At 42.0% G+C, this 23,741-nt stretch carries 20 protein-coding genes and 3 tRNA genes; 19 read left to right on the forward strand and 4 right to left on the reverse strand.

Annotated features, from left to right (window positions below; all coding sequences use genetic code 11):
• The first annotated feature begins 72 nt into the window (after window positions 1-72).
• The 4 genes from U5O15_02720 to U5O15_02735 all read left to right on the forward strand — a co-directional run bounded on the left by U5O15_02720 (window position 73) and on the right by U5O15_02735 (window position 5,217).
• Window positions 73-1,092, forward strand: coding sequence for a DUF354 domain-containing protein (locus U5O15_02720; GenBank protein MDZ7859578.1), 1,020 nt, complete (start codon window positions 73-75; stop codon window positions 1,090-1,092).
• Window positions 1,093-1,196: 104 nt separating this feature from the next.
• The gene (locus tag U5O15_02725; protein ID MDZ7859579.1) at window positions 1,197-2,345 is read left to right on the forward strand and encodes a hypothetical protein; all 1,149 of its coding nucleotides are present in this window, start codon (window positions 1,197-1,199) and stop codon (window positions 2,343-2,345) included.
• A gap of 142 nt (window positions 2,346-2,487) precedes the next feature.
• Window positions 2,488-3,054: an acyltransferase gene (locus tag U5O15_02730; GenBank protein ID MDZ7859580.1), complete on the forward strand. Its 567-nt coding sequence runs from the start codon at window positions 2,488-2,490 to the stop codon at window positions 3,052-3,054.
• 36 nt (window positions 3,055-3,090) lie between these two features.
• Window positions 3,091-5,217, forward strand: coding sequence for a bi-domain-containing oxidoreductase (locus U5O15_02735; protein ID MDZ7859581.1), 2,127 nt, complete (start codon window positions 3,091-3,093; stop codon window positions 5,215-5,217).
• Between the two features lie 34 nt (window positions 5,218-5,251).
• On the opposite strand, the gene U5O15_02740 is transcribed toward U5O15_02735, so the two are convergent.
• The 4 genes from U5O15_02740 to U5O15_02755 form a co-directional block, all read right to left on the reverse strand.
• Entirely contained in the window at window positions 5,252-6,349 is a 1,098-nt protein-coding gene (locus U5O15_02740) for a glycosyltransferase family 4 protein (protein ID MDZ7859582.1), read from the reverse strand.
• Window positions 6,350-6,359: 10 nt separating this feature from the next.
• Window positions 6,360-7,472: a glycosyltransferase gene (locus tag U5O15_02745; protein ID MDZ7859583.1), complete on the reverse strand. Its 1,113-nt coding sequence runs from the start codon at window positions 7,470-7,472 to the stop codon at window positions 6,360-6,362.
• Between the two features lie 42 nt (window positions 7,473-7,514).
• Window positions 7,515-8,855 carry an AMP-binding protein gene (locus U5O15_02750; protein MDZ7859584.1) on the reverse strand — a complete coding sequence of 447 codons (1,341 nt, stop codon included), beginning with the start codon at window positions 8,853-8,855 and terminating at the stop codon, window positions 7,515-7,517.
• 220 nt (window positions 8,856-9,075) lie between these two features.
• Window positions 9,076-9,333 carry a hypothetical protein gene (locus U5O15_02755; protein ID MDZ7859585.1) on the reverse strand — a complete coding sequence of 86 codons (258 nt, stop codon included), beginning with the start codon at window positions 9,331-9,333 and terminating at the stop codon, window positions 9,076-9,078.
• Window positions 9,334-9,538: 205 nt separating this feature from the next.
• Between U5O15_02755 and U5O15_02760 the strand changes: the two genes are divergently transcribed.
• The 15 genes from U5O15_02760 (at window position 9,539) to U5O15_02830 (ending at window position 23,727) form a co-directional block, all read left to right on the forward strand.
• On the forward strand, window positions 9,539-10,741 hold the full coding sequence (locus tag U5O15_02760) for a hypothetical protein (GenBank protein MDZ7859586.1): 1,203 nt from the start codon (window positions 9,539-9,541) through the stop codon (window positions 10,739-10,741).
• 14 nt (window positions 10,742-10,755) lie between these two features.
• A complete protein-coding gene (locus U5O15_02765) occupies window positions 10,756-11,982 on the forward strand; it encodes a hypothetical protein (GenBank protein MDZ7859587.1) in 1,227 nt (408 codons plus the stop codon).
• Between the two features lie 202 nt (window positions 11,983-12,184).
• A complete protein-coding gene (locus U5O15_02770) occupies window positions 12,185-12,778 on the forward strand; it encodes a tetratricopeptide repeat protein (GenBank protein MDZ7859588.1) in 594 nt (197 codons plus the stop codon).
• Between the two features lie 144 nt (window positions 12,779-12,922).
• On the forward strand, window positions 12,923-14,068 hold the full coding sequence (locus U5O15_02775; GenBank protein MDZ7859589.1) for a tetratricopeptide repeat protein: 1,146 nt from the start codon (window positions 12,923-12,925) through the stop codon (window positions 14,066-14,068).
• A gap of 151 nt (window positions 14,069-14,219) precedes the next feature.
• Complete coding sequence (locus U5O15_02780) at window positions 14,220-15,401, forward strand: cysteine desulfurase family protein (protein ID MDZ7859590.1); 1,182 nt, start codon at window positions 14,220-14,222, stop codon at window positions 15,399-15,401.
• An 84-nt stretch (window positions 15,402-15,485) separates the two neighbouring features.
• Window positions 15,486-16,562: a tRNA 2-thiouridine(34) synthase MnmA gene (gene mnmA, locus U5O15_02785; protein MDZ7859591.1), complete on the forward strand. Its 1,077-nt coding sequence runs from the start codon at window positions 15,486-15,488 to the stop codon at window positions 16,560-16,562.
• Window positions 16,559-17,506: a hypothetical protein gene (locus U5O15_02790; GenBank protein ID MDZ7859592.1), complete on the forward strand. Its 948-nt coding sequence runs from the start codon at window positions 16,559-16,561 to the stop codon at window positions 17,504-17,506. The genes mnmA and U5O15_02790 overlap by 4 nt, the downstream gene beginning before the upstream one ends.
• Before the next feature lie 166 nt (window positions 17,507-17,672).
• A tRNA-Ser gene (locus U5O15_02795) sits at window positions 17,673-17,760 on the forward strand.
• Window positions 17,761-17,781: 21 nt separating this feature from the next.
• Window positions 17,782-17,873, forward strand: a tRNA-Ser gene (locus U5O15_02800).
• A 6-nt stretch (window positions 17,874-17,879) separates the two neighbouring features.
• A tRNA-Arg gene (locus U5O15_02805) sits at window positions 17,880-17,953 on the forward strand.
• 314 nt (window positions 17,954-18,267) lie between these two features.
• The gene (locus tag U5O15_02810) at window positions 18,268-18,816 is read left to right on the forward strand and encodes a 2-oxoacid:acceptor oxidoreductase family protein (protein ID MDZ7859593.1); all 549 of its coding nucleotides are present in this window, start codon (window positions 18,268-18,270) and stop codon (window positions 18,814-18,816) included.
• 70 nt (window positions 18,817-18,886) lie between these two features.
• Entirely contained in the window at window positions 18,887-20,566 is a 1,680-nt protein-coding gene (locus tag U5O15_02815) for an NAD(P)-binding protein (protein ID MDZ7859594.1), read from the forward strand.
• A complete protein-coding gene (gene porA / locus U5O15_02820; GenBank protein MDZ7859595.1) occupies window positions 20,563-21,714 on the forward strand; it encodes a pyruvate ferredoxin oxidoreductase in 1,152 nt (383 codons plus the stop codon). Before U5O15_02815 ends, porA begins: the two co-directional genes overlap by 4 nt.
• Window positions 21,711-22,613, forward strand: coding sequence for a thiamine pyrophosphate-dependent enzyme (locus U5O15_02825; GenBank protein MDZ7859596.1), 903 nt, complete (start codon window positions 21,711-21,713; stop codon window positions 22,611-22,613). The genes porA and U5O15_02825 overlap by 4 nt, the downstream gene beginning before the upstream one ends.
• 466 nt (window positions 22,614-23,079) lie before the next feature.
• A complete protein-coding gene (locus U5O15_02830) occupies window positions 23,080-23,727 on the forward strand; it encodes a hypothetical protein (GenBank protein MDZ7859597.1) in 648 nt (215 codons plus the stop codon).
• Window positions 23,728-23,741 lie beyond the last annotated feature (14 nt).

A 23,741-nucleotide genomic window follows, 5' to 3' on the forward strand; every position in this document is an offset into this window, starting at 1 on the left:
TACTAGTTGAGTGGGCGCAATTCTTGCTTTCGGTCTTTCATGAGCCCTTAAGTGTTTAAAATAGAATATATTATGAAAAAAATTTGGATAGATATCGATAATTCACCCCATGTTCCATTATTTCGCCCTGTTATTAATGAACTGAACAGGAGAGATATTGAATGTATTATTACAGCGAGGGATTTCGCTCAGACCGTTCATCTTTTACATCTATGGGATATTCCTTTCCGGAAGATCGGGAAGCACGGTGGAAAAAACAAATTAAAGAAAATTATTAATCTTTTCACCAGAGCCAATCAGGTAAGGGGCTATATTAAAAAAAAATCAATTGATTTGGCTCTAAGCCATGGTTCACGGACTCAGCTGGTAGCAGCGAAGTTTTCAGGTATAAGATCTGTTGTTATGATGGATTATGAATATACTGAATCTAGAATATTTAATTATCTGTCTAACTACATGTTAATACCTGAGTATATTCCTGATTCAAGATTAAGATCCGTTAATATCAATACCGAAAAGGTAGTAAGATATTCCGGATTCAAAGAAGAATTATATCTGGATAGTTTTTCGCCGGATATGGATTTTAGAGAGAATTTGAATATAGACAATCAGAAGATCCTTGTTACAGTGAGGCCTTCAGCTATGGTTGGCAATTATCATGATTCAATGAGCGAAACTATTTTACTGAAAATCATGGGGGAATTAACAGCCGATAAAGATGTTTATCCTTTGATTATTAGTAGAACAGATGAAGATAAGGATTTACTCCGAAGTAATTTTGGCGACAAGGTTCATTTTCTTGAAAAAGCTGTTGATGGCCTTCAGTTGATATGGAATTCGGATCTTTTTATCAGCGGTGGCGGAAGCATGAATCGTGAGGCCGCTCTCCTGGGGGTTCCGGCTTATAGTATATTTACAGGGAGGAAGCCCTATCTAGATGAATATCTGCAGAAAAAGGGGAAACTAACCTTTATCGATACGGTAGAAAAAATTGATTTGCTTAATATTTCCAAAAGAGAAATTCCTGATAAATATGACAGTATAAATGCTGGTTTAGTTGAAGAAGTTGTCGATATAATATTATCTCTTTGATAGTAACCTGATATTTTTTAGAAATACTTTTCAACTGTTTAATTAGCTGCGCTTTAGTGGTATTATGATTGTGAAATAATAGTTTAGCTAAGATTTAGCGTTGATTGAATATGCGTATATCAGAATTAATTGAAAATCATTATAAGACCCTGAAAGAATGCGAGTTTAAAGGGTTCGATCTTTATGATGGTTTGGAAAGCAGGGTTTTTAAAAATTCACCTTTTTTTAAATCAAGGCTATTTCGGTTAGCCTGGATTCAATTTTTTAAATGTTCTCCCGTTAATTTTCGTTCTGTCTTTCTCGTCCCAAAGGGGTATAATTCAAAGGGGCTTTCTCTGTTTATTCGCGGTTTGCTCAATCTTTACAGATCAAGTAAAAAGGACGAATATTTAAAGGATGCTTACAGACTTGCAGATATAATCACCTCGCAAAAGGCGGAGAACAGAGATTATTTTTGTTTGGGGTATAATTTTTTCTGGGAGTCAAGGTCCTTTTCCGTGCCTCCTTTTACACCTAATTTGATAGTTTCTTCCTTTGTGGCTCATGCATTTATGGACTTGTATGACATTGATAGAAATCAGATGTGGCTGGATTACTCTTTGGGAATCGGAGAATTCGTTGAGACTGAATTGAAACTCTTCGAATCGGATAAAGAAATAATTTTTGGATATATTCCGGGTGAAAATACTATAGTTCACAATGTTAATCTTATGGGGGGCAGGCTCTTTGCCAGACTGTATTCATACACGAAAGAAGAAAAATACAGAGAATACGCAATTAAGTCTGCGCGATATTCAATTAACTCCCAGCGTGATGACGGCGCCTGGGTGTACGGAGAGAGCGATCACCTGCGATGGGTCGACAACTTTCACACCGGATTTAATCTTGTGGCACTGAGCGATACTCAGAAGTATATAGCCGCTGAGCGATGGGGTGAAAGCATGACCAAAGGGCTGGAGTATCATTTAGAGCGCCATTTTCTGGAGGATATGACACCGAAATATTATGATTATAAGTTATACCCGATAGATATTCATAATTTTGCCCAGGGAATTGACACCTTTTTAACCTTCGGATATGAAAATACAGCACGAAAATTGCTGGAGAAATCTATTGAATTAATGTGGAATAGTAAAAAAAATTACTTTTACTACCAGAAAAAAAGATGGTATACGAATAAGATTGATTATATTCGCTGGAGTCAGGCGTGGATGTTTTACGCGATGACCAAGTATCAAGTTTGTATAGAGTGAACTTATATTTTTTACAGTGAAATATTATTGTTTATTTACTTTTTTATCGAATCAAGTCTTTTAATTCCACGCGGGAGTATATATAAGTAGTAATTGTTCTGAATGAATTTATAAGTTCAAGGTTAATTAAGCAGGCATCGTTATGAGTGTTATATACAGAGTAAGAAAAGGGCTGCTTCGTTGGTTGTATAAGAGGAAGTTTAAATCCTGCGGCGAAAACTTCAGGTGGAATCCGATCAACAGTTCTTTTGTTAAACCTGAATCTGCTGAAATTGGAAATAATGTCTTCATTGGCGAAGGGTGTCACATTTCTGTTCATAACTCATTGAAGATAGGTGACGGTGTTGTTATTGGTCCAAGGTTAATTGTTATGGGAGGCGATCATGATTTTAAGATAACAGGTAAACGTTTATATGAAATAAAAGAAGGAATAAATCTTCCCGTAATAATCGGAAAAGATGTTTGGATCGGCGCCGGGGTGATAATTCTAAAGGGAGTGAGAATCGAAGAGGGCGCGGTTCTCGGTGCCGGAAGCCTGGTGACAAAGAATATACCACCATATACTATAGCGGTTGGAAGCCCCGCGGGACCCGTAAGAAAACGTTTTTCCGATGAAGAGTTAAAGCGGCATTTGAGATTATTAAAATATGATAAAGATAGAATTGGTCAGTTAATTGAAGCTCGAAACAAATATTTTGAAACAAACTGATTTCACCTGAGACTATTTGATTAAATGGAGTGATCTATGAAGAAGCTTATTAAAAATAACAAAACCGGTAAACTTGCAACAAAGGAAGTTCCCGTTCCTCATTTAAAAGATGGATATTTACTGGTTCAGAACCATTATTCGGCTCTAAGCGTCGGAACCGAGAGCTCTCAAGTTCAATTAGCGGAGAAAAATCTGCTCCAGAAGGCTCGTTCAAGACCTGAAGAGTTCAAAAAAGTGATCGATCTTGTTAAAACGGAAGGAATAATTTCCGCGTATAAGAAGGCGATGAACAAACTTGAACTTCCTTCGCCTTTAGGTTACAGCTCGGCAGGCAGGGTGTTGGAAGTTGGGGGAGGAATTGAAGGGTTTAAAAAGGGAGATAGAGTGGCGTGCGGGGGGTGCGGGCACGCGGAAGTCATCGCGGTTCCGAAAAACCTGTGCGTAAAAGTTCCCGATGATGTTGATCTAAAACAGGCCGCGTTCACTACCATAGCGTCGATAGCGATGCAGGGAGTCCGTCTGGCTGATGTGAAATTGGGAGACAATGTTGTTGTGATTGGTTTGGGAATAGTTGGACAGATAACGCTCCAGCTGATCGGGGCTTCCGGGGCCAAAGCTATCGGAATAGATATAGACAAAGATGTGGTAGATTACACAAGAAGCTTCGGCGTATTGGCGTTTCAGAGAAACGAGCGTTCACTTTTCGATAAACTCAGTTCACTTACAGGCGGTTACGGAGCTGATAAAGTTATTATAACTGCCGGTACCTCAAGTAACGACCCAATAGAATTCGCAGCGGGCGTATTGAGGGATAAAGGGCACATTACTGTTGTTGGGGGAGTAAGCATGGATCTCCCTAGAGAACCATTTTATGAAAAGGAACTCTCTTTAAATGTTTCCCGCTCTTACGGTCCCGGCAGATATGACGTAAATTATGAGGAGAAGGGGCAGGATTATCCGATCGGATTTGTAAGATGGACAGAAAAACGGAATATGGAAGCAGTATTGGAGCTGATGGAAATAAACAGGCTTGATCTGAAGAAGTTGATAACTGATCTTTTTCCGTTCTCAAAAGCTCCCGATGCTTATAAGAAAATAAAAGACGCGAAAGTTTCTGTTACTGGAGCGCTACTGGAATATGATCAGAAAGTAGAGACCCGGCGGAAAATAGTTCTGGCTTCCCCTAAAAAGAAAAATGGTATTGGAAAAACAGAGATCAATATCGGCTTTATAGGTGCCGGAAGTTATGCTCAGAAATTTTTACTGCCGAACCTGGCAAAACACAAAAGTGTGAATTTTACCGGCCTGTCAACAGCTACAGGGATGAATGCCGATCATATAGGCAGAAAGTACGGTTTTAATTACATAACCACAGATGCTGAAGAGATAATGGGTGATGATTCCATAAATTGTGTTTTTATTGCCACCAGGCATAATCTTCACGCGAAGTTGGTTATTTCCGCGCTGAAAGAGGATAAGCATGTATACGTTGAAAAGCCGATGGGGATAAAGGATACTGAAATAGAAGAAATAATGGAAGCCTGGAAGGAATCAAAGGGAACACTGACAGTTGGATTCAACAGAAGATTTTCTCCTTTTATAAAGAAAACGAAAAGTTTTCTAAAGGGTCACGCGGGGCCTCTCGCAATAAATTACAGAGTTAATGCCGGATATCTGCCTCCCGATCATTGGGCGCACGATCCGGAATTAGGCGGGGGAAGGATCGTTGGCGAAGCATGCCATTTTGTAGATTTATGCGCCTTTATAGCAGAATCTGAAATCGAAAGATTCAGCGTCGAAGCTATCAACTCAACTGAGGAAAGAATTCCGGATGAGGATACCTCTATAATATCTTTAAAATTCAAGAATGGATCCATTGCGACGATATCCTATTTTTCAAACGGGAATGATCGATTACCTAAGGAAAGGATCGAAGTTTTTTGCGAAAATTCATCTGTCGTTATAGATGATTTTAAAAAGTGCAAGTTTTTTTCCGGGAGAAAAGTTAAGAATTTTAATTTACGGAAGCAGGATAAAGGACAGAAGAACGAGATAGAAGAGTATCTTGAAATGTTGAAGGCGGGGGAACCTCTTATTCCGGCCGAAGAGCTGTTTTCTGTTTCAAAAGCTGTACTGGAAATGAAAAATCTCGTAAAGGATTAATCTCTAATTTCAGATTAACATTAAGAGCGGGCTATTACTGACCTGTAGTCGAGTCTATAATCTTTTTGAATCTTTCTTTTACAATTGAGATATCATATTTTTCCCTAGCGTCTTTGTGGGCGTTTAGGGCAATCCGCTCTCTGAATTGATCATCTTTGAGAGTTCTCTCTATATCTGAAGATAACCTCTCCGGGTTTCCGGGCAGAGTAATAACCGCGTTGTAATTGTTTTTCAGAACTTCAGATAATCCGCCGACCTGAGTTGCTACAATCGGAGTTTTTGTAGCCATTGCTTCAAGAATGACGTTGGGAATACCTTCTGAATAACTTGGAAGAATAAGCATTGTTGACTTGTATAAATAATCTATTTTTTCATCATCAGAAAGCCATTTTCCTACCTGAATGACATGAGCAAGTTTCTTTGTTTCGACATAGTTAATCAATTCCTTGCGTTGTTTAGTTCCAAAAAAATATAGTTGAAGGCCAAATCCTTTTTTTATAAGTATTTCAGTGGCGTCAACGAGGTCATAAACGCCTTTTTCGGGAATAAACCAACCTAGGAAAAGCAACTGATGTTGTCTTCTCCGGTTATTATGCGAATTGTTAAATAATTTTAGATTGATTGGGTTTCGTAATACATAAGTTGCTTTTTCAGGAAACAAAGAAGATATTTTTTCTTTCATGGACTCTGTAAGGACAATGAATGTGGCAGCTTTAAGTAGCAGGGAGAAAGAAAATTTCTTTTTAAACCCAGAAAGATTCATTAAAAAATCATAAAAGTGGCTAGGGTGAATATGAAATATAACCTTCTTTCGAAAAAGTAAGGCCAGGCAAAGAAAAAGAGATTTACGATAGAAACTTTTGCCTGATGAAGCATGGATATAAACCGCGCGTGTTCCTGTAATTAGAAATTTAATGAAAAATAGAATATTTTTTAGCAGAAAAAAAAGCTTGTTTATATCTTCATCGGTTACCGAGGGGATATATTTTATTTTACATTCTTTAAAAACACCGGTATCAGAATAAATTCTGGCTACCCTTGAAATGCCTCCAAGTCCTTTGATGTCCGGCCCAATCATGAGCATTGGTTTTGTCTTAATTGATTTGTTTTGATGTTTTTTATTGTTAATCATTGAGGCGATCCTATTTTATTAAATTTTTTCTTTCCAGCAGTTTATTATATAAACTGATATGTTCATTTACCATTTTGTCAATATGGAATTCCTTTTGAATTTTTTCTTTTCCCTTACTTCCCATAATTTTTCTCAAGTTTTCATCACTTAACAGACTGTTGATTTTTTCGGCTAACAGTTCAGGTGATTCATGGGGAATAAGAAAGCCTGTTACGTTATCTTCAACAAGTTCTCTTGTCCCTCCGCCGTCTGTCGCTATCACCGGTTTGGCCAAGGCCATATATTCCATAATGGAGTTGGAAATGCCTTCACCAATTTTCTCCAAATTTGTTAATAAAGTCCCTATATCAAATGTATTTACAATAGATTCCACATCATTCCTTTTACCGGTAAAGATAATTCTTTTCATACCTTTTGCCATTTTCTTTATTTGTTCTAGTTTTGGACCTTCACCTATACATATAAAAGTAACATCATTTCTTTGTTTTAATACTCTTTTGGCGGCTAAAATTAGTGATTCGTAATCCTTGTGATAATAAAGGCTAGCTACCATCCCGACAATATATTTAGTGTCGATATTTAGTTCCTGTTTTATTCGATTTTTATCTTTCAAGTCTTTAATTCGTTCAAAATCAAATCCGTTGTGTATTACATTACCTTTATTCTCAGGTACATTATAGGATATTAATCCGGCGAACGAATTTGATTGGATAATATTTGAAAAGGGAAATGATATTAATGATCTGAAATACTGTTTTCTGTTTAATTTTTTTGGAGCATTAGCGATCATGGCATTAATTAATTTTATCTTTTGGATCTTTGCCGCAGGGCTGGCATAGATCACCGGCATAGATCCCCACGCATGAATTATATCCGGATTCCATTTTTTGCAGATTCTATATAATTTATAAAATATCAGGGGATCTTTTTTTGTTTTTCTCTTGAGGATTATGACTTCTGTATTCAAATTTAATACTTCTTTGTAATGCACGATATTGGTTAACAAGATAACTTTGGTGGAGATTTCCTTATTATTCAGGCCCTTTAATAATTGTACAAGACGGCGTTCCTTACCTCCCGCTTCGAGTCCATCAATAATATATAAAATTTTCATTCTTCTCATTTTTAGAATTTTCTTAACTTTATCCCTGCTAAAGCGGCAAGTTTAATCTTGAATATGTGCTACAAAAGGAGATACTTTCGAGATAATAAATCGGTGTTTCCCGGATTCAGTCAAAGGAATTTTATCAACAAGTTCTATATCAATGTTCATATCTTCACCGCAATTTTCTTTAATTTTCTTAATCAGTTTTGCTTTTCCTTTTTCATTATATTGATTTGTCACAATTAATCTCAACAGTAATTTCCCATATTCTTCCTGGATTACCTGAAATTTATTTATCCCCTGAACATATTCTCTCAGCAAAATTGTCCAGAATGTTCCCGTAAGATGATTTCCGTTGGTTCCGACAATAATATCAAAGATTCTCCCCTTAACATTTTCCAGCATCGGGAGCCGTCGTCCACAATCGCAATTTCTATCTGATAGGACGCCAAGATCACCTATCTTGTATCGAATAAAGGGAAATGCGTAATTATCAAGTTCTGTAATGACAATTTCTCCAGTCTGGCCGGGCTTGCATGGCTTCCCATTTTCATCTACAATCTCCACGATTACATGTTCGATATTTATATGCAGTCCGCTCTGTTCTTCGCATTCCTGAGCAATATTACCTACTTCTCTGCATCCATAACGGTTTAAAACCTTGCAGCCGAATACCGTTTCAATCTTTTCTCTCTGGTGATTGTGCAGGGTTTCAGCGGAACTGATAATACCTGCGGGTTTGTGAATCTTAAGATCATTATTCTGGATAAATTCTGAAAAGAGATACAACGCTGAGGCATATCCGGTAATTATTCGCGGTTTATGCTTGTTTATTATCTTACAGTAATCAAACATGTCTTCTTTTGTCATGTCGTATGATGACATCATTTTATTCCTATGTATTAAAGAGCTCTGGAGTTTTCTGTAGAGACCGCCTGCTTTTGATATATCGTAATGAGCTCCCCATAATTGAGCCTGTTTTTCTCCAACTTTCCATCCTGCCCACTTGTTACCTCTCATTAGAAAAACGGCTCGTATTTCATTTTTATCACTATAAAATTGTAGTTTTTCGCCAGTAGAACCGCCAGTAGAATCTGTGTGAAATCTATCAGAAGTGTAATTTTGGGCTTTCAGCTGATTCTTGTTTCTCAGTATCACCTTCTTGGTCAGAAAAGGAATAGAAGCAATATCCTCAAGAGATTCGATTTTAATTCCCTCTAAGTTTTCACGATAATATGGAACATTTGATTTAGCGTGTTTTATAAGGGCTAAAAATTTATCTTCCTGTAGATTTTCCAGAAATTCTTTTGACCGGTACTCGTTTTTTTCCAGCTCGGCAAGTTTCTTCATTCTGGAGTGTCGAACGAGATAGAGCAAGAGTCTTGATAGATATTTAAGCATTCAGGTAATCCCATTACTTAATAATTGCAGGAACACGGTTCATTAAAAGCTCTAAACGCAATAATTATACCGGTTTTTGATATGTTCGTCTAATGATTAATTTCAGGTTAATTTCAGGATTAATCCAAAGCTGTAACTTTTACAATAGAACGATTAAATTATTAGAGGGTAAGATGTCATATAAATATTGATATCAGAAACTCTTCCATTTCTTCTTTATTCAGGTGGAATCAATAATGCTACAAGAAATTTTAATAAGCTTCTTCTGGTTCTCTATGCTCAGGTCGCCCCAGCGCGTTCTCTCGTTCAGGATCTCGTCCCATCTCTGCTTCTCGTACCAGGGCCCTCGTCTGTAAAAGATCTCTTGTCTACTAATGCTCTTTTCTTCTTCTATTTTCTCTTCTTCTAACTCTATCTCTTTTAATACATATTCCTGTTTATCTTTTTCTTTTTCCCCGCCCCCCTCCAAAGACTCCACCGCACCTCGAAGAGCCGCCCACACCCCTTCCCCAAAACAAAGAAGCTTCCTTAGCGCAGGAAGGGGATCATGATGTCTCTTCCCATTCCCGTCATTTTAAAATATCATGCTTGACTGAGGCCGTAACATTTGTGTAGGTTTCAGTAATGCTGTTATTCAGAAAGAATCAGTTCAGGTTTCATATGCGAATAAGATAGAGGTTGGAATGAACCGCGAAACAATTATTTATTCAGTTTTAACATTCCTTTTCATTATAGCTGCCGGGTGCGGCAGCGATCCTGAAGCGCCGGTAGTTGAAAGATTTCGTGACGGCACATATACCCCGGAGGCCGGAAAGACGTACTGTTATATAGATACTCTGGAGTATTCGTCAATCAATCTGGCAACAGGCGTGGGGGGGGATTGCAGTCTTCTTAAGATGGGATGGAATAAAGGGTTTAAGTTTGAAACCATACTTATTGATTTTAGTTCAGATTCACTCAGTAAATACGAGGGAAAGAGTGTTTCCGAAGTAACTCTCAAAATCCCCGTTAGGATCGGCCCGAGTAATTTTGATCTTAAAATAGGTCTTTACGAACTGCTGGGGCCCTTCAGCGAAGATGATACACTATCACCCGCCAACGCCCCGGCGCGGGCTGATACTCAGATAACAGATTCATTCGGGACGGTCCCTGAAAGGACTATTGCGGCTTTTGATCAGGAATATAGTATAAACAGAAATGTTGTTCAGAACTGGATCGACTCGAAGGCCGATACGAGTTATGGCCTGGCGGTTGTTCTTGAAGAAGATCCGGATTCACTGGGGTTTTTCGAGATCAATTCCGTTGCAGATCTTGAGGGAGGGCCCATAGCGCTTAATGTAATATTTGAAGATGATACCACTTCTTTTGGAGTGAATAGAAGTTACTCTATCGTGTCCGGTGGGAATAGTGATGAACTGGCTGTATACGGAGGTTTGGCAAGGAGAATCTTCTTTGAATTTGACCTCGGGGGAGTAAGTGACAGCGCTATAATTCACAATTCAGAACTTGTTCTCAATGTTGACGGCTCTGGAGGACTGGGGGCGACAGCGGGAGAGGAGTCCGGGGATATTTTAGGATTGCCCACAGTTTTTTATTACTATCTGTATTCACCTGACGATACTCTGTATCCTTCATTTCTGGAGGGTAAAGGCGTTTATGAGGGAGAATTCTACCCTTTTGAGTCGTTTGAATTAAGACTTCCACTTGATAAATACGTATCGGATATTATAGATGGTTCGCGAAGAAACACCGGGCTGGTTCTACAGTCCGATCTTGAAAATGTGAGATTCCAGAAGGTTCTGTTCAGTCCCGGCGTTGCTGATTCGTTAGAGCCTCCCCGAGTGGAGATAATCTATTCTATGCCGGCTGATTTTGACGGAGAATGATGAAGAGATATATGATGAAAAGATATATTGAGATAATTCTACTTTTCCTGATAGCGGTTTCTGTGAGCGGTAACGCTGCGGGGCAGTCAATATTCAGCCTTAATTATATTGGCCAGCATCAATTCAGAGGAGGCGCGCGCTCTATAGCTCTCGGGCTTTCGGCACTTGCGGTTCCGGACTCTAATATGGCCGGAACTATGAATACGGCGACACTCTCCGACCTGAATGCCGTAACACTTTCCGTTACGGAAAAGCTGCATATGAGCCGTGTTTCTTACCGGATGGAAGAATCAAACCAGAGCCGTTTTTTATTTCCATCGGTTATAGTTGCCGCGCCTGTTACCGAAGGGCTTGTATTGAGCGCCGGCTACAGAACGCGTTTCGCCGGAAGAGCTGATTTTACATTTCCCGGTGAACTTATCGGCAGCGAGAGTTCTTCCGCATCCGAGCCTTCGGAAGAATATGAACTGGACAGTTCTCTCTACTCAGTACCATTCGGGCTTTCGTGGAGAATCAACGAATGGGTAAGCATAGGGGGAGAATTACAAATAGAGAGAGGTTCTATCACGGACGGCGTTACAATAGCTTTTGAGGATTCAGACTACGGGACATCTTACTCGGAAAGAAAGAGGACTTTTTCGGGCGCGTCCTGGTCCCTGTCCTTTCTGGCAAAGCTGCATTCAAGGTTCTATATTGCCGGAGTCTTTGACGGCGGTGTTGGTTATTCCGTGAATGAATATATCACACATACAAGGAGTGAATTTAATTCAAGTGATTCCTGGAACTTTGATCTTCCTCCGGCTTATAGCGCTGGGATAGCGGTCGGCCTGTCAGAGAGATGGTGGATTACATCCGCGTTCTGGCTTCGAGCCGCACCTGACGCTTCAGGGTTCAGCGCTTTCGAAGGAGCGCTCGGGACCGAAAAACTCTACTCTGTAGGATTGGAAAGAAGAGCTGATAAGGAAGGCGATGACTGGTTTTCAAGGATGCCGCTTCGCGCGGGGTTCTATGAAAATACCTGGCATATCGAAATTCCAGGAGGAGAACCCGTCAAATCGAGATTTTTTACTCTGGGAAGCGGGTTTGAGATTCCCGGAGGAGACGGAAATCTTGACTGGGCTTTTGAATTCGGACGGGTGGGTTCTTTAGAACGTAACGGGATTGATGAAACGGTCTTCAGATTAAGCGTCAGCCTGGGTATTTCAGAAGCCTGGGAGAAAAGAGTAATCGAGAAACATTAGTCGCCGCGTCTTAGAATTACGAATTTCATATACTTAGGCAATCCATGAATAAAAAGATTTTTTCATTATGAACCATGTTGATTTGAAGAATAACCGGTTGAGCGGCAAAGGAATCCGCGGGATTTACAGTTTTTCAGTAATCTTTCTGATATTTTTCTTTTGTTCATTTCCGACCTCTCCTTGTACGGGACAGGAAATCCCCTTGGATAAACAGCTTGACGGACTCGGTCCGAAACCCCGAATAGCGTATCTTAGATATTTGATTGAAAAAAACGGGGCGAATGCCGATATTTATTTTCATCTCGGGCTGGCTTTCCAGGAAGAAATGAAAGCTGATTCCGCCATTTATTACTATGAAATGGCTTCCGAAGAAGACACCGCGATGTTTAAGGCTTTCAGTAATATGGGGGTTCTTTATGATAATCTCGGGAATTTCACAAGAGCTGTTGAAAATTACAAGAAAGCCATAAAGATACGGCCCGGCGCGGTTCTTCCGAATTCCCATATTGCCTATCTGTACTATCGGCAGAATTCATACGGAACCGCCACTTATTATTTAACCAGAGCTTTAAAGAGCAATCCCGATCACCCTCAGCCTCATTTCTATCTCGCGGTATTTTTCTGGGACAGCTTGATCTATAAGGAGGCCGTCAATGAATGGGAAAAGGTTATAGAATTGGCTCCTGATGACCCCCTGGCTCGCAGGGCGAAAGATAATATCGCGATGGTAAGAAGGGCAACGGGAGAACCCTCCGGCTCAAAAAAAGGCAGCCTCGATAATCCCATCTCTAATTAGAGGCAGTTCGTGCATACTATTACAAATCATCGACTACCTTATAGGTTATAAAAATTGGGGAAACTCCACTATTGACAATCGTTTGTTTCTTTATTTAAATTATAGATAGGGAGTAAGTATTTGTTTTTCATGAAAGGAAAGAGAATGAAAAAGGCAATTTCTGCGTTAGTATTTCTTTTACTGGCCGTATTCATTATTAGTTGCAGCAGTGTCGGGGATCTCTCAGCCGACCCGCAATTTAAGGATAGAAGGGGGTTTGACAAGGATCTGTCAGATGCTGAAGGAGAATATCAGTCCGCCAAGCAGTTCATGGAGGCGGAAAATTATTATGATGCGGTGGTTCATCTGCGTAAGGCCGTTAAACTTGATCCCGATTACGCCGAAGCCTGGGCTATGCTCGGGGATGGTCTTGCTAAAGTAAAGAAACACGAGGAAGCCATAGAGGCTTTTAAGAATGCTTTAGAGCTTAATCCGGAAGATGAGTCTCTGATTGCTTCTCTCGGATATAATTATCTAAGTAGTAATAATCTGGATAAGGCCGAAGAGTACTACAATATGCTTATTGAAAAAGATTTCTACGATTATAACGGAAATGTTTATTTAGCTTTTATAGCAAAACAGAGAAATCAAATTGACAGTGCTATTACACACTATAAGAGAGCTCTTAAGACGAAACCCGGCGACGCCGTAACACTGGGTTCTATTGCTTCCCTTTATGGTGATAAAGGTGATAAGGATAAAGAAATAGAATATATGCAGAAGGCTGTTGAAGTAGATTCGACTAACTACACAATGCTTCAGAAACTCGCCGGCGCTTATTTTTCCGCGCAAAAGTACGAAAAAGCTGTTCCGGTCTACAATGCGCTCTTAGAAGTTTATCCGGATAACGCCTCTTTTCACCAAAGACTTGGCTTTTCGATTTCTCAAGCCGGAGGCAACTATAAGGAAGCTACAGCCGAGCTCGAGAAAGCTAATTTATTAAGCGGAGGCAATCCTTTTAATTATGCGTTGCTGGCAAAGATTTATAATGATAACAAGAAGTATGACGAAGCCGTAGCCGCGGCCAGAATGGGATTAAAGATAGGCGGCGGCAAGGAGGCTTTCCTGCGTTATCAGCTGGGCGAAGCTCTTTCAAAGAAAGTAATGTATGAAGAGGCTATTACTCAATTTCAGAAGGTTGTCAGCTTAGGCGTAAAACCTTGGAGTAATTCAGCTAAGGAGCAGATCGAACGTCAGGAAATGCTGATAAAGAGGCTTGAGGCGCAAAAGGAACAGGAGAAGTACGAATAGCTGAACCTTCTCCTGGTAATTTAAAGAAACTTACAGCCTCTCCCTTTCGGGTGAGGCTGTTGTTATTGGTTCGCGCGTTTTTTAAGTGTGGTTCATGCTTGATTAAGAAATAAAGTAGAGAACGGAAAACGTCCAGTTGAGAGGAGATGGGATGAAACGGCAGAAGAGCTCGAAAAAGAGTGTTTATCTGGATCATAATGCCACAACATACGCGCGCGGCGAAGTTGTTTCTGCCATGGAGCCTTATTTTATGGAGAAATTTGCTAACCCGAGCAGTCTCCATTTCCTCGGCCGGGAAAACAGGGAAGCTGTAGAACGCGCCCGAAAAGAAGTGGCATCTTTTATTAACGCGGACGAGAGGGAGATAATATTTACATCTGGAGGAACAGAATCGAGCAATCTCGCGATTCGAGGGGCGCTGAGAACACTGGAGCGGCCTCTGAATGAATGTCATATTATTACTTCGACTATCGAACATCCCGCTGTTCAGAACACATTTATATCGCTTGAGCAAGACGGTGTGAGCTTAGACAGAGTAGAATGCGACCGCTTCGGGGTTGTTAAGATTGACATGCTTGAAGATCTTATAAGATCTGAAACTGTGCTTGTATCGATTATGACGGCAAATAATGAAACCGGAATAATTCAGCCCTTGGAAGAGATAGCTTCCAGACTCTCCGGAAGGGGGATTATTCTTCATTCTGACGCCGTGCAGTGTATTGGAAAGGTCGATGTTGATGTTGAGATACTGGGGGTGGATCTGCTCTCAATGTCTGCCCACAAATTCTACGGACCCAAAGGGACGGGGGCTCTCTATAAAAGAAAGGGGATTTCTCTTAAAGCCGTCTATACAGGAGCGGCTCACGAGTTTTCCCTCAGACCGGGAACAGAAAACGTTCCAGCCATTGTCGGTCTTGGTAAAGCGTGTAATATATCCAGGTCAATGCTTTCCGGGGAAATTGACAGAATCGGCAGGTTGAGAGACAGGATGGAAAAGATTCTTCTAAGGAAGATTCCAGAAGTCGATATCATAGGTAAGAACAGCGCAAGGGTTCCAAACACGAGCAGCATAATTGTTCCCGGCGTAGATGGTGAAGCGATAGTTCTTAATTTAAGCGCTCTAGGGTTTTGTATATCAAGCGGGAGCGCCTGCTCCTCAGGAGAGAGCGGGACCAGTGCTGTTATGAAAGCTATGGGGCTCGAGCCGGAACTGGCGAAGTCAGTGATAAGAGTAAGTCTCGGTATCCGAAACACGGAAAGTGATATTGAATCCTTCGCGGAAGCGCTAGCCGGCGTTGTGAAGAGACTCCGCGAAATCTCCCCCTCCAAATAGCTGATAACCAAAAGCTTTTGGATTTATTTACGCGGAATGGATATATTTTATATCTAAGTATAATTATGAATTTGAAAGGATACCGTGCGCAGCAGCAAATTGGAAGAAAAAGTAGTAGTCGGAATGAGCGGCGGTGTTGATAGTACAATTGCGGCTTTATCTCTGCTTCGGCAGGGTTATTCGGTAACCGGCGTAACCTTTCGTTTCTTCGGGGCTGTAAACTCTGTTTTAAATGATAAAGACAGAGAGGCAGTCACGAGGGCGGCTCACATTTGCCGGAGGTTTGATATACCTCATATTGCTGTTGAAGTGGGAGGAGATTTCAAAGACAGGGTTGTTAGGCGGTTTGTCGATTTTTACAGAAGCGGAAGAACTCCCAATCCATGTATAGGCTGCAATGAATACATAAAATTTCCATATCTTGCCGAAGCCGCTGATTCTGTGGGAGCAAAGTGGATATCTACGGGCCATTACGCGCGCGTAATAAATTATAAAAATAGAAAGTTCCTGTCAGCCGCGAGGGATAATCTTAAGGATCAGTCCTATTTTCTCTATCGTGTTCCAGTTAAATATCTGCAAAGAACAATTTTTCCACTGGGAGATAAATTGAAGAGCGAAGTCAGAGAGACAGCACGCGAGTATGGACTGACAGGGAGTACTGGCAGGGAAAGTCAGGATGTGTGTTTTATCCCCGAAAAAGAGTTCAACACTTTTCTAGAGAAAGAAGCGGATCCTACGCCCGGAGATGTTGTTGATTCAGAGGGTCAAACGTTGGGAAGGCACAGAGGGATATGTTTTTATACGGTTGGGCAGAGAAAGGGGTTGGGGATTTCAGCTTCGCAGCCCCTTTATGTAAAGAACATAGATCCGCGGACAGGCAGGATCACACTCGCGGAAAACGAAGCGATCTATACAAAGAAAGCTGTTTGTGAATCAGTAATACTAAGAGCCAGAGAACTGGAACTTCCTCTTAAAGCGAAGATCAGATTCAGACACAGAGCTGCCGTTCTGGAAGATGTTAAGCTACTGAACAGAAAATTGATCGTTTCTTTTCATAAAGAACAGCGTGCCGTAACGCCGGGACAGTCACTTGTTATTTACAAAGATGGTGTTGTTCTGGGGGGCGGTGTGTTAACTGACAGCAGAGGTGCTGGAAATTGAAAGGGAGACTTGAATATATAATTATCTTCGGTTTCTGCCTGCAGGCGTTTACCGCTTTCAATTTGTCGGCGAAAGGTGTAAATACCACATACGGCAGCCTCACCTCGCGTAATAAACCATTTATTGTCTTTTATCCCCGGAGATACGACAAAATGGCCAAAAGGATAAGAATGATTCTTAATAATTCATCCGGAAGGATAGCTTCTGATCTCGGACTTGGAAAGATTGATACGATAAGAGTTTATATCGCGGGCAATAAAGAGGATTATAGGACGCTGCACGGCGAGGCGGCTCCGGAATGGAGTGAAGCGTGCAGCGATTTAAGAAATATGCGTTTATGTATTAACACGGAGGCTGTTTTGCGCGAGCAAAGGCCGGTTCGTATTGTGATAACACATGAGCTCTCACATCTCCTGTTTGCTCAGAGAGTTCGCGGTACGCGTTGTCCCACATGGTTTCTCGAGGGGTTGGCCATGAGACAATCGGGTGAATGGGATTTTTCGGATCACTGGCATTTTATGGTCTCCGTTTGGAAAAAGAATTTGCCAGACCTTGAAGATCTTAGAGGAAAGTTCCCGAAATCCGGTGAAGATGCCGCCATGGCGTACAGACTTAGTTATATTGCAGTAAAGGAGCTTTTTGCCGAGAGGCCTGAGGACCTGATGACACTCACGGCTTTTACGCGTGATTCGGGTGATTTTAACAGGGCCTTCATCCTTACGTTCGGCAAATCTCCGCTCGATTTCGCGGCTGAATTTCACGCGACACTTGGTGATAAATACAGGAAAGGTTATATTCTGGCAGTATCCGCGCCTTTCTGGGTTGGTATGGTTATCCTGTTTTTAGTTGCCTACAATGTAAAGAGGTACAGAGCCAGGGTCAAAATAAGGAAGTGGGAGGAAGAAGAGATGGCCGCACAGAGGCAAACGGAGTCGGAAGTATAATCCCGTTTGTTCTTTTCGCCGGAGCGGCCCTCAGGCTCTGAAGTCTTTTATTTGACAGTGCAGGTGAATATTTTTATACTATCGGAGTCCTCTCGAATGAAATAATTCAGTTCGAGTGGAATTGTTTTTATATTTTACCGTAGAATATTCAGGAGGTAGTAATTCCGGAGGGCTAGTCCTAACAGGTAAGGCAGCGGATTTGAAATCCGCCGGGTGTTAAGCCCTTGGGGGTTCGAATCCCTCGCCCTCCGCCATAGGTTTAAATTCAGATTCACGGAGAGGTGGCCGAGCGGCTGAAGGCATCCGCCTGCTAAGCGGTTGTAGGGGTTATACTCTACCGAGGGTTCGAATCCCTCCCTCTCCGCCAGATTCCGCGCCCATAGCTCAACTGGATAGAGCGTCTGGCTACGGACCAGAAGGCTGGGGGTTCAAATCCTCCTGGGCGTATTTAAAATCGAATAAATACCTTCCGGCCGCAGTCATTACTATCAGGAAATTTTTTGCGGCCCGGGCGGACATTCGGCAGGTTCATTCACACTCCAGAGCGATTGCTTTTGTGGATACTGACAGACAATAGATTTTCTGGATTAAATTATGACAGGGTTGGTATAGCGCCCTTTGACAGCTGTTTCGGGAAAAAGGGGTTGACCTCTCTTTTGTGTATCGTGTATGATACTGCGGTATTGTTAGCATTAATTTGTTGTTTAGTCAGCAGAAATAACATAATGAGTTGATTTGAAGCTATACTGAAGGGAAAAGGTATGATCGAAATTAGAACCCATGGCCGTGGAGGACAAGGATCGGTAATTGCTTCGGAGATCCTGGCCGATGCTTTTTTTCATGAGGGCAAGTATGTTCAGGCTTTTCCGGCTTTCGGTGTGGAAAGGCGGGGAGCTCCTGTAATGGCTTTTACAAGGGTTTCGGAAAGTGAAATCAGGGAGAGATGCCAGATATATGAGCCTGATCATCTTGTTGTTCTTGATTCCATATTAATTGATACGGTCAATATAACCGACGGCCTTAAAGAGGGCGGCTGGATTATAATCAATACAAACGCTTCTTTTGATGATTCCGATCTGACCGGAAAATATCAGGTGGCAACAGTTGACGCTAACGCTATCGCAATAAAATACGGACTTGGATCAAGAGCGGCCCCGATTGTTAATACAGCTATAGTGGGCGCGTTCGCGGGAGCGACTGGACTTGTGGGGATTGAAGCTGTGCAGGAGGCTATAAAGGGTTTCGTGCCGCTTAAAAAGAAGGAAAACGCTCAAGCCGCTCAGGAAGCTTACGATAATGTCGGAAAATAAGGTCTTTATGACCATGAGTACGCGCAAAGAGGTTACATTTGCTGTATCAAGTTAGGAAAGTGGAGGATAAATGAGTAAACAGACGAAATTTGAAAGTTACAGGGAAATGCCTATCAGGGCTATGACTGTGGACAATATGCTGTGGAACGAAACAGGTTCATGGCGTAACGTCAAACCTGTTTACGACAACAAGGTGTCTCCTTGTATTTATGGCTGCCCCGCCGGGGAAAATATACAGCATTATATTCAGCTCGTTATTGACAGGAAATATAAAGAGGCCTGGGAGACTATTATTGAAACTAATCCAATGCCCGCAGTAACGGGAAGGGTTTGTTCCCACCCTTGTATGGATAAGTGCACCCGGGGTGATTATGACGAAACTGTCAATATAAACGCCATTGAGAGAGCGCTGGGTGATATGGGGCTTGATAATCCTGAATGGATGACAAAACCGGAAAAGAGTAAGAAGGAGAAGATTGCTGTTGTTGGTAGCGGTCCAGCCGGACTCACATCCGCCTTTTACCTTGCCCGGACAGGATATTCAGTGACATTATATGAAGCCGGGGAAACCCTTGGAGGAGTTCTTCGCTGGGGAATTCCTGAATATAGACTGCCCGACAGTGTTCTCGACAGGGTTGTCGAGTTTATTCTCAGTTCAGGCAAGATAAAAGTAGAAGCCGGCACTACTGTCGGGAAAGATATAGAATTTAAAAAGCTGAGAAATAATTTTGACGCCGTATTTCTCGGTGTCGGTCTTATGAAGAGCAGGCAGCTGGGGATTCCAAATGAAGATTGTAAAGGTGTAGAGCCCGGACTTGATTATCTCAGGAAAGTTAACAGCGGTCAGGTTTCCAGCTCCTCCGATAAAGCAGTTGTTATCGGGGGCGGGAATACCGCCATGGATGTAGCCCGTTCAGCTCTCAGAAAAGGAAGCGATGTAACAGTTGTTTACAGAAGAACCCGGACAGAAATGCCCGCTATCGCGAGTGAAATTGAAGAAGCTGAAAAAGAGGGGATTAAATTTCGCTTTCTAGCCTCCCCGAAGGATATAGTGACAGACGGGGATAAGCTCAGCAAGGTTATATTCCAGGAGATGGAACTTGGTGAACCTGACGAGACGGGAAGAAGAAGTCCGGTTCCTCTTGAAGGCAAGACCTTCACAATGGATGTTGACAGGCTTTTTACCGCGATAGGTGAAAAAGGTGATCTTGATGGTTTTAAATCGGAAGTTGACACGGAATGGGAATTGATCAAGGTCAAAGGTGAATTTGGGGAAACCGGAAAGAAGAAGATATTCGCGGGTGGTGATATCGTAACAGGAGCCGCCAGCGTTGTTGAAGCGGTAGCAGCTGGAAGAAGAGCGGCTGAGAAAATTGACAGAGTGTTTAATAATGAAAAAGATCCCCCCATAGAGCAGGAAATTGATTTTGGAATTGAAAACATTAATACTGATTATTTCCCGAAATCGAAGAGGGTATTGAAACCTAGAATTCCTGCCAGTGAGGCAATAAAAGGTTTCGAGGAAATTTTCAAGGGATTTGACGAGCAGATGCTTCAGAAGGAAGCGGATCGCTGTTTTTCGTGCGGTGTTTGTAATTATTGCGATAATTGCTGGATTTATTGTCCGGACGCTTCAATTATCCGCAAGGATGATGAATATGAGATAGATTTTGATTTTTGCAAGGGTTGCCTGGTATGTGTTGAAGAATGCCCGCGCAGCGCTCTTTCCATAGAGGAGGAGGGAAAATGAAAAAGGTTGTTATGGGAAACCACGCCGTAAGTTACGGTGTACGGGCATCAGAGGCAAAGGTCATTTCCGCCTATCCCATTACTCCGCAAACTCACGTTGTTGAGCTTCTGTCTGAGTTGGTGGCGAACGGCGAGATTGACGCTAAATTCATAAAAGTGGAATCTGAACACAGCGCTATGGCCGCCTGTGTTGGCGCTTCCGCGGCGGGATCAAGAGCTTTTACAGCCACATCATCGCAGGGTCTTTTGCTTATGACCGAGATGCTGCACTGGGCTGTCGGGGCAAGACTTCCGATTGTGCTTACAAATGTAAACAGGGCGATAGGTCCTCCCTGGAGCATATGGACAGATCAGAATGATTCACTCTCAATGAGAGATGTGGGTTGGATTCAGATTTACTGTGAGAGTAATCAGGAGACACAAGACGCTATTCCGCAGGCATTCAAGATCGCGGAAGAAGTCCAGCTACCAGTTATGTTGGTACTGGACGCGTTTTTCCTTTCTCATACCTACGAGATTGTAGATCTTCTGGATGTTGAAAAGGTGCGCGAGTTTCTGCCGCCCTATAATCCTGAATTAAAGATAGATCCGGCCGATCCCCATTCATTCGGCAACCTCGCCAGCGCGGATTATTATATGGAGCTCCGCTACATGATAGAAGAGGCTATGGATGAAGCGAGGGGAATTATAAAGAGAGTGGGCAGGGAATTCGGCGAACATTTCGGCAGGCATTACGGCATGGTTGTTCCTTACCGTTGCGATGACGCTGACGTAATTCTTGTTACTTCAGGCACGGTTGCTTCCACAACAAGAGCAGTCATAGATGAAATGCGTGATGAAGGGATCAAGATAGGCGCCCTTAAAATAAGGGTACTAAGGCCGTTTCCTTTTAAAGAAGTAAGTGAAGTGCTTTGTTCAGCAAAGAAGGTAGCTGTCCTTGACCGAAACATATCATTCGGTAACCACGGGATATTCTACCAGGAAGTAAAGAGCGCGCTTTACGGCAAGACAGATATTCCAATTTTAGGATACATTCTCGGTCTTGGAGGACGCGACGTAACTCCAAAAGTAATTCGCGAAGTTGCCGATAAAGCAATAAAAGATAAAAATCCTGAACCTTATATTAACTGGATAGGAGTCAAAAAATGAGAGAGGCAAGAATTCCAACTGATGAAATTATGGGGTCGGGGCATCTTGCCTGTCAAGGGTGCGGTGCTACTATGGCAATGCGGTTCGCCCTGAAGGCGCTTGGCCGTCAGACAGCTATGGTTATTCCGGCCTGTTGCTGGTCTGTTATTGACGGGACTTTTCCTCATTCAGCTGTTGATATTCCAATATTCCACACAGCTTTCGAAACCGCGGCGGTTACAGCTTCGGGACTCAAAGCCGGGTTGGAGATGCGGGGGGATCATGAGACTACAGTTGTGGCCTGGGCTGGAGACGGAGGCACTTTTGATATAGGCCTTCAGTCTCTTTCCGGAGCCGCCGAAAGAAACGAAGATATAATTTATGTATGCTATGATAATGAAGCTTATATGAACACGGGTATCCAGAGGAGTTCTTCTACACCGGTAGGATCCTGGACTACAACCACACCTGTGACAAATTATAAGAAACGACCTAAAAAGAATATGGTAGATATTCTTGCCGCTCACGAGATTCCATATATAGCAACAGGTTCTGTGGCATTTCCCGAAGATCTGATAAGAAAGTTCCATAAGGCGAAAGATATCAAGGGGACGAAGTATATTCAGATTCTCGCGCCCTGTCCGACAGGATGGAAGTTATCTCCTGAACTGACAGTCTGGGCCGCGCGGAAAGCGGTAACTTCGAAAGTTTATCCCATTATGGAAGTAACTGAGAATGGAAACAAAATTGCCGTATGGAAGGAATTTGAACCAACTTCGTTTAAAGAGTATATCAAACCTCAGGGGAGATTCCGTCATCTGAAAGAAGATGAAATCGCTAAAATTGAAAAGGATATTGAAGCAAGGTGGCAGCGCCTTCTCGCGAAAGAGGAAATGCTTTCCTCCATACCCGGGTTGTGAACTTACGAATAATCAGTCATTCTTTCATCGTTAGGCCTCGGGTGTGGTTAAAGTGGATTAGTTTATTATGGTAAGATAAAATCGGTGAACGGTTATAATGGATCATTATTACTTTAGTATTCCCTGCTTCTTCCACCAGCGGGTTTTCTCAGAACCATTTTATTATTACAGACTAAATCCTCCAACTCGCTCAGCCGGGTTTAAGATATTTGTTCCCCGTAGTACTCAGATCTTTCCGGAACTTTCCGGATGCTGATAATTATTTCGCGTAACCCTATTATTGGCAGTCAGATAACTTGGTATTTCAAATAATATTGCAACACAATTTCGCAAATCGACAATTCTTAAAACTACTGTCTAAAAAGATGGAGTTTCAATTGATTGATATAACGATAATTATACAAAGTTATCCAATTGGTACACCTTTAGCAAAGAGAGTTTAGTAAAACAAAGTGAAAGGAAAATAATGCGAAGCAAAAGTAAAAAAGAAATATCCGGATTGATGAGCCGGGGTTCCATATTCGCGGGAGTCATGATTGGTGTGGCGGCTTTAGGGATGATACTTGCCGTCGGAACACCTCAGACGGTTCAACTATTGAGGCGTTTTCAATCAAAAGACGCTGTGCAGATAGTAACTGGAGTTTTGCGGAAAGCGAGAACCATGGCGGTTCAGGAAAAAAATGAGTACGTTGTTTTTTTTGATTTGGAAAATTCTCAATTGAGTATTCTGGATGATGACGGGGGAGGGGGCGGGAACCCCGCTAACGGGTCTTTTGATCCAACTAACAGGGGCAACAGAGAAAAAGATAAAGACGAGAGATTATTGGGCCCTTTTAAGCTTCCGGATGGGCAAGTCTTTGGATTTATAGGTGGAACTGTCGGTCCGAATGGCAGCTACGTAACCTCTCCCGTGACTTTTTCCGGGTTTCCTCCGCATGTTGTATTCTTTTCTGACGGGAGCGTGAACGAGGAAGGAGTTGTCCTTGTAATGCCGGAGGTTGAATATCGTGAGCAAAAAAGAGGAAAAGATAAAATGATGCTGGTTAGCCGTTATACCGGCAGCATTGTTATCAGGGATCCGGGATATTTTAAAGTTGGGGGACGAGTAGAATAGAAGGAGTTTAAGAA

The organism is Candidatus Krumholzibacteriota bacterium (assembly GCA_034520215.1).
In the GTDB taxonomy this organism is placed as follows: domain Bacteria; phylum Krumholzibacteriota; class Krumholzibacteriia; order Krumholzibacteriales; family WJIX01; genus JAGHBT01.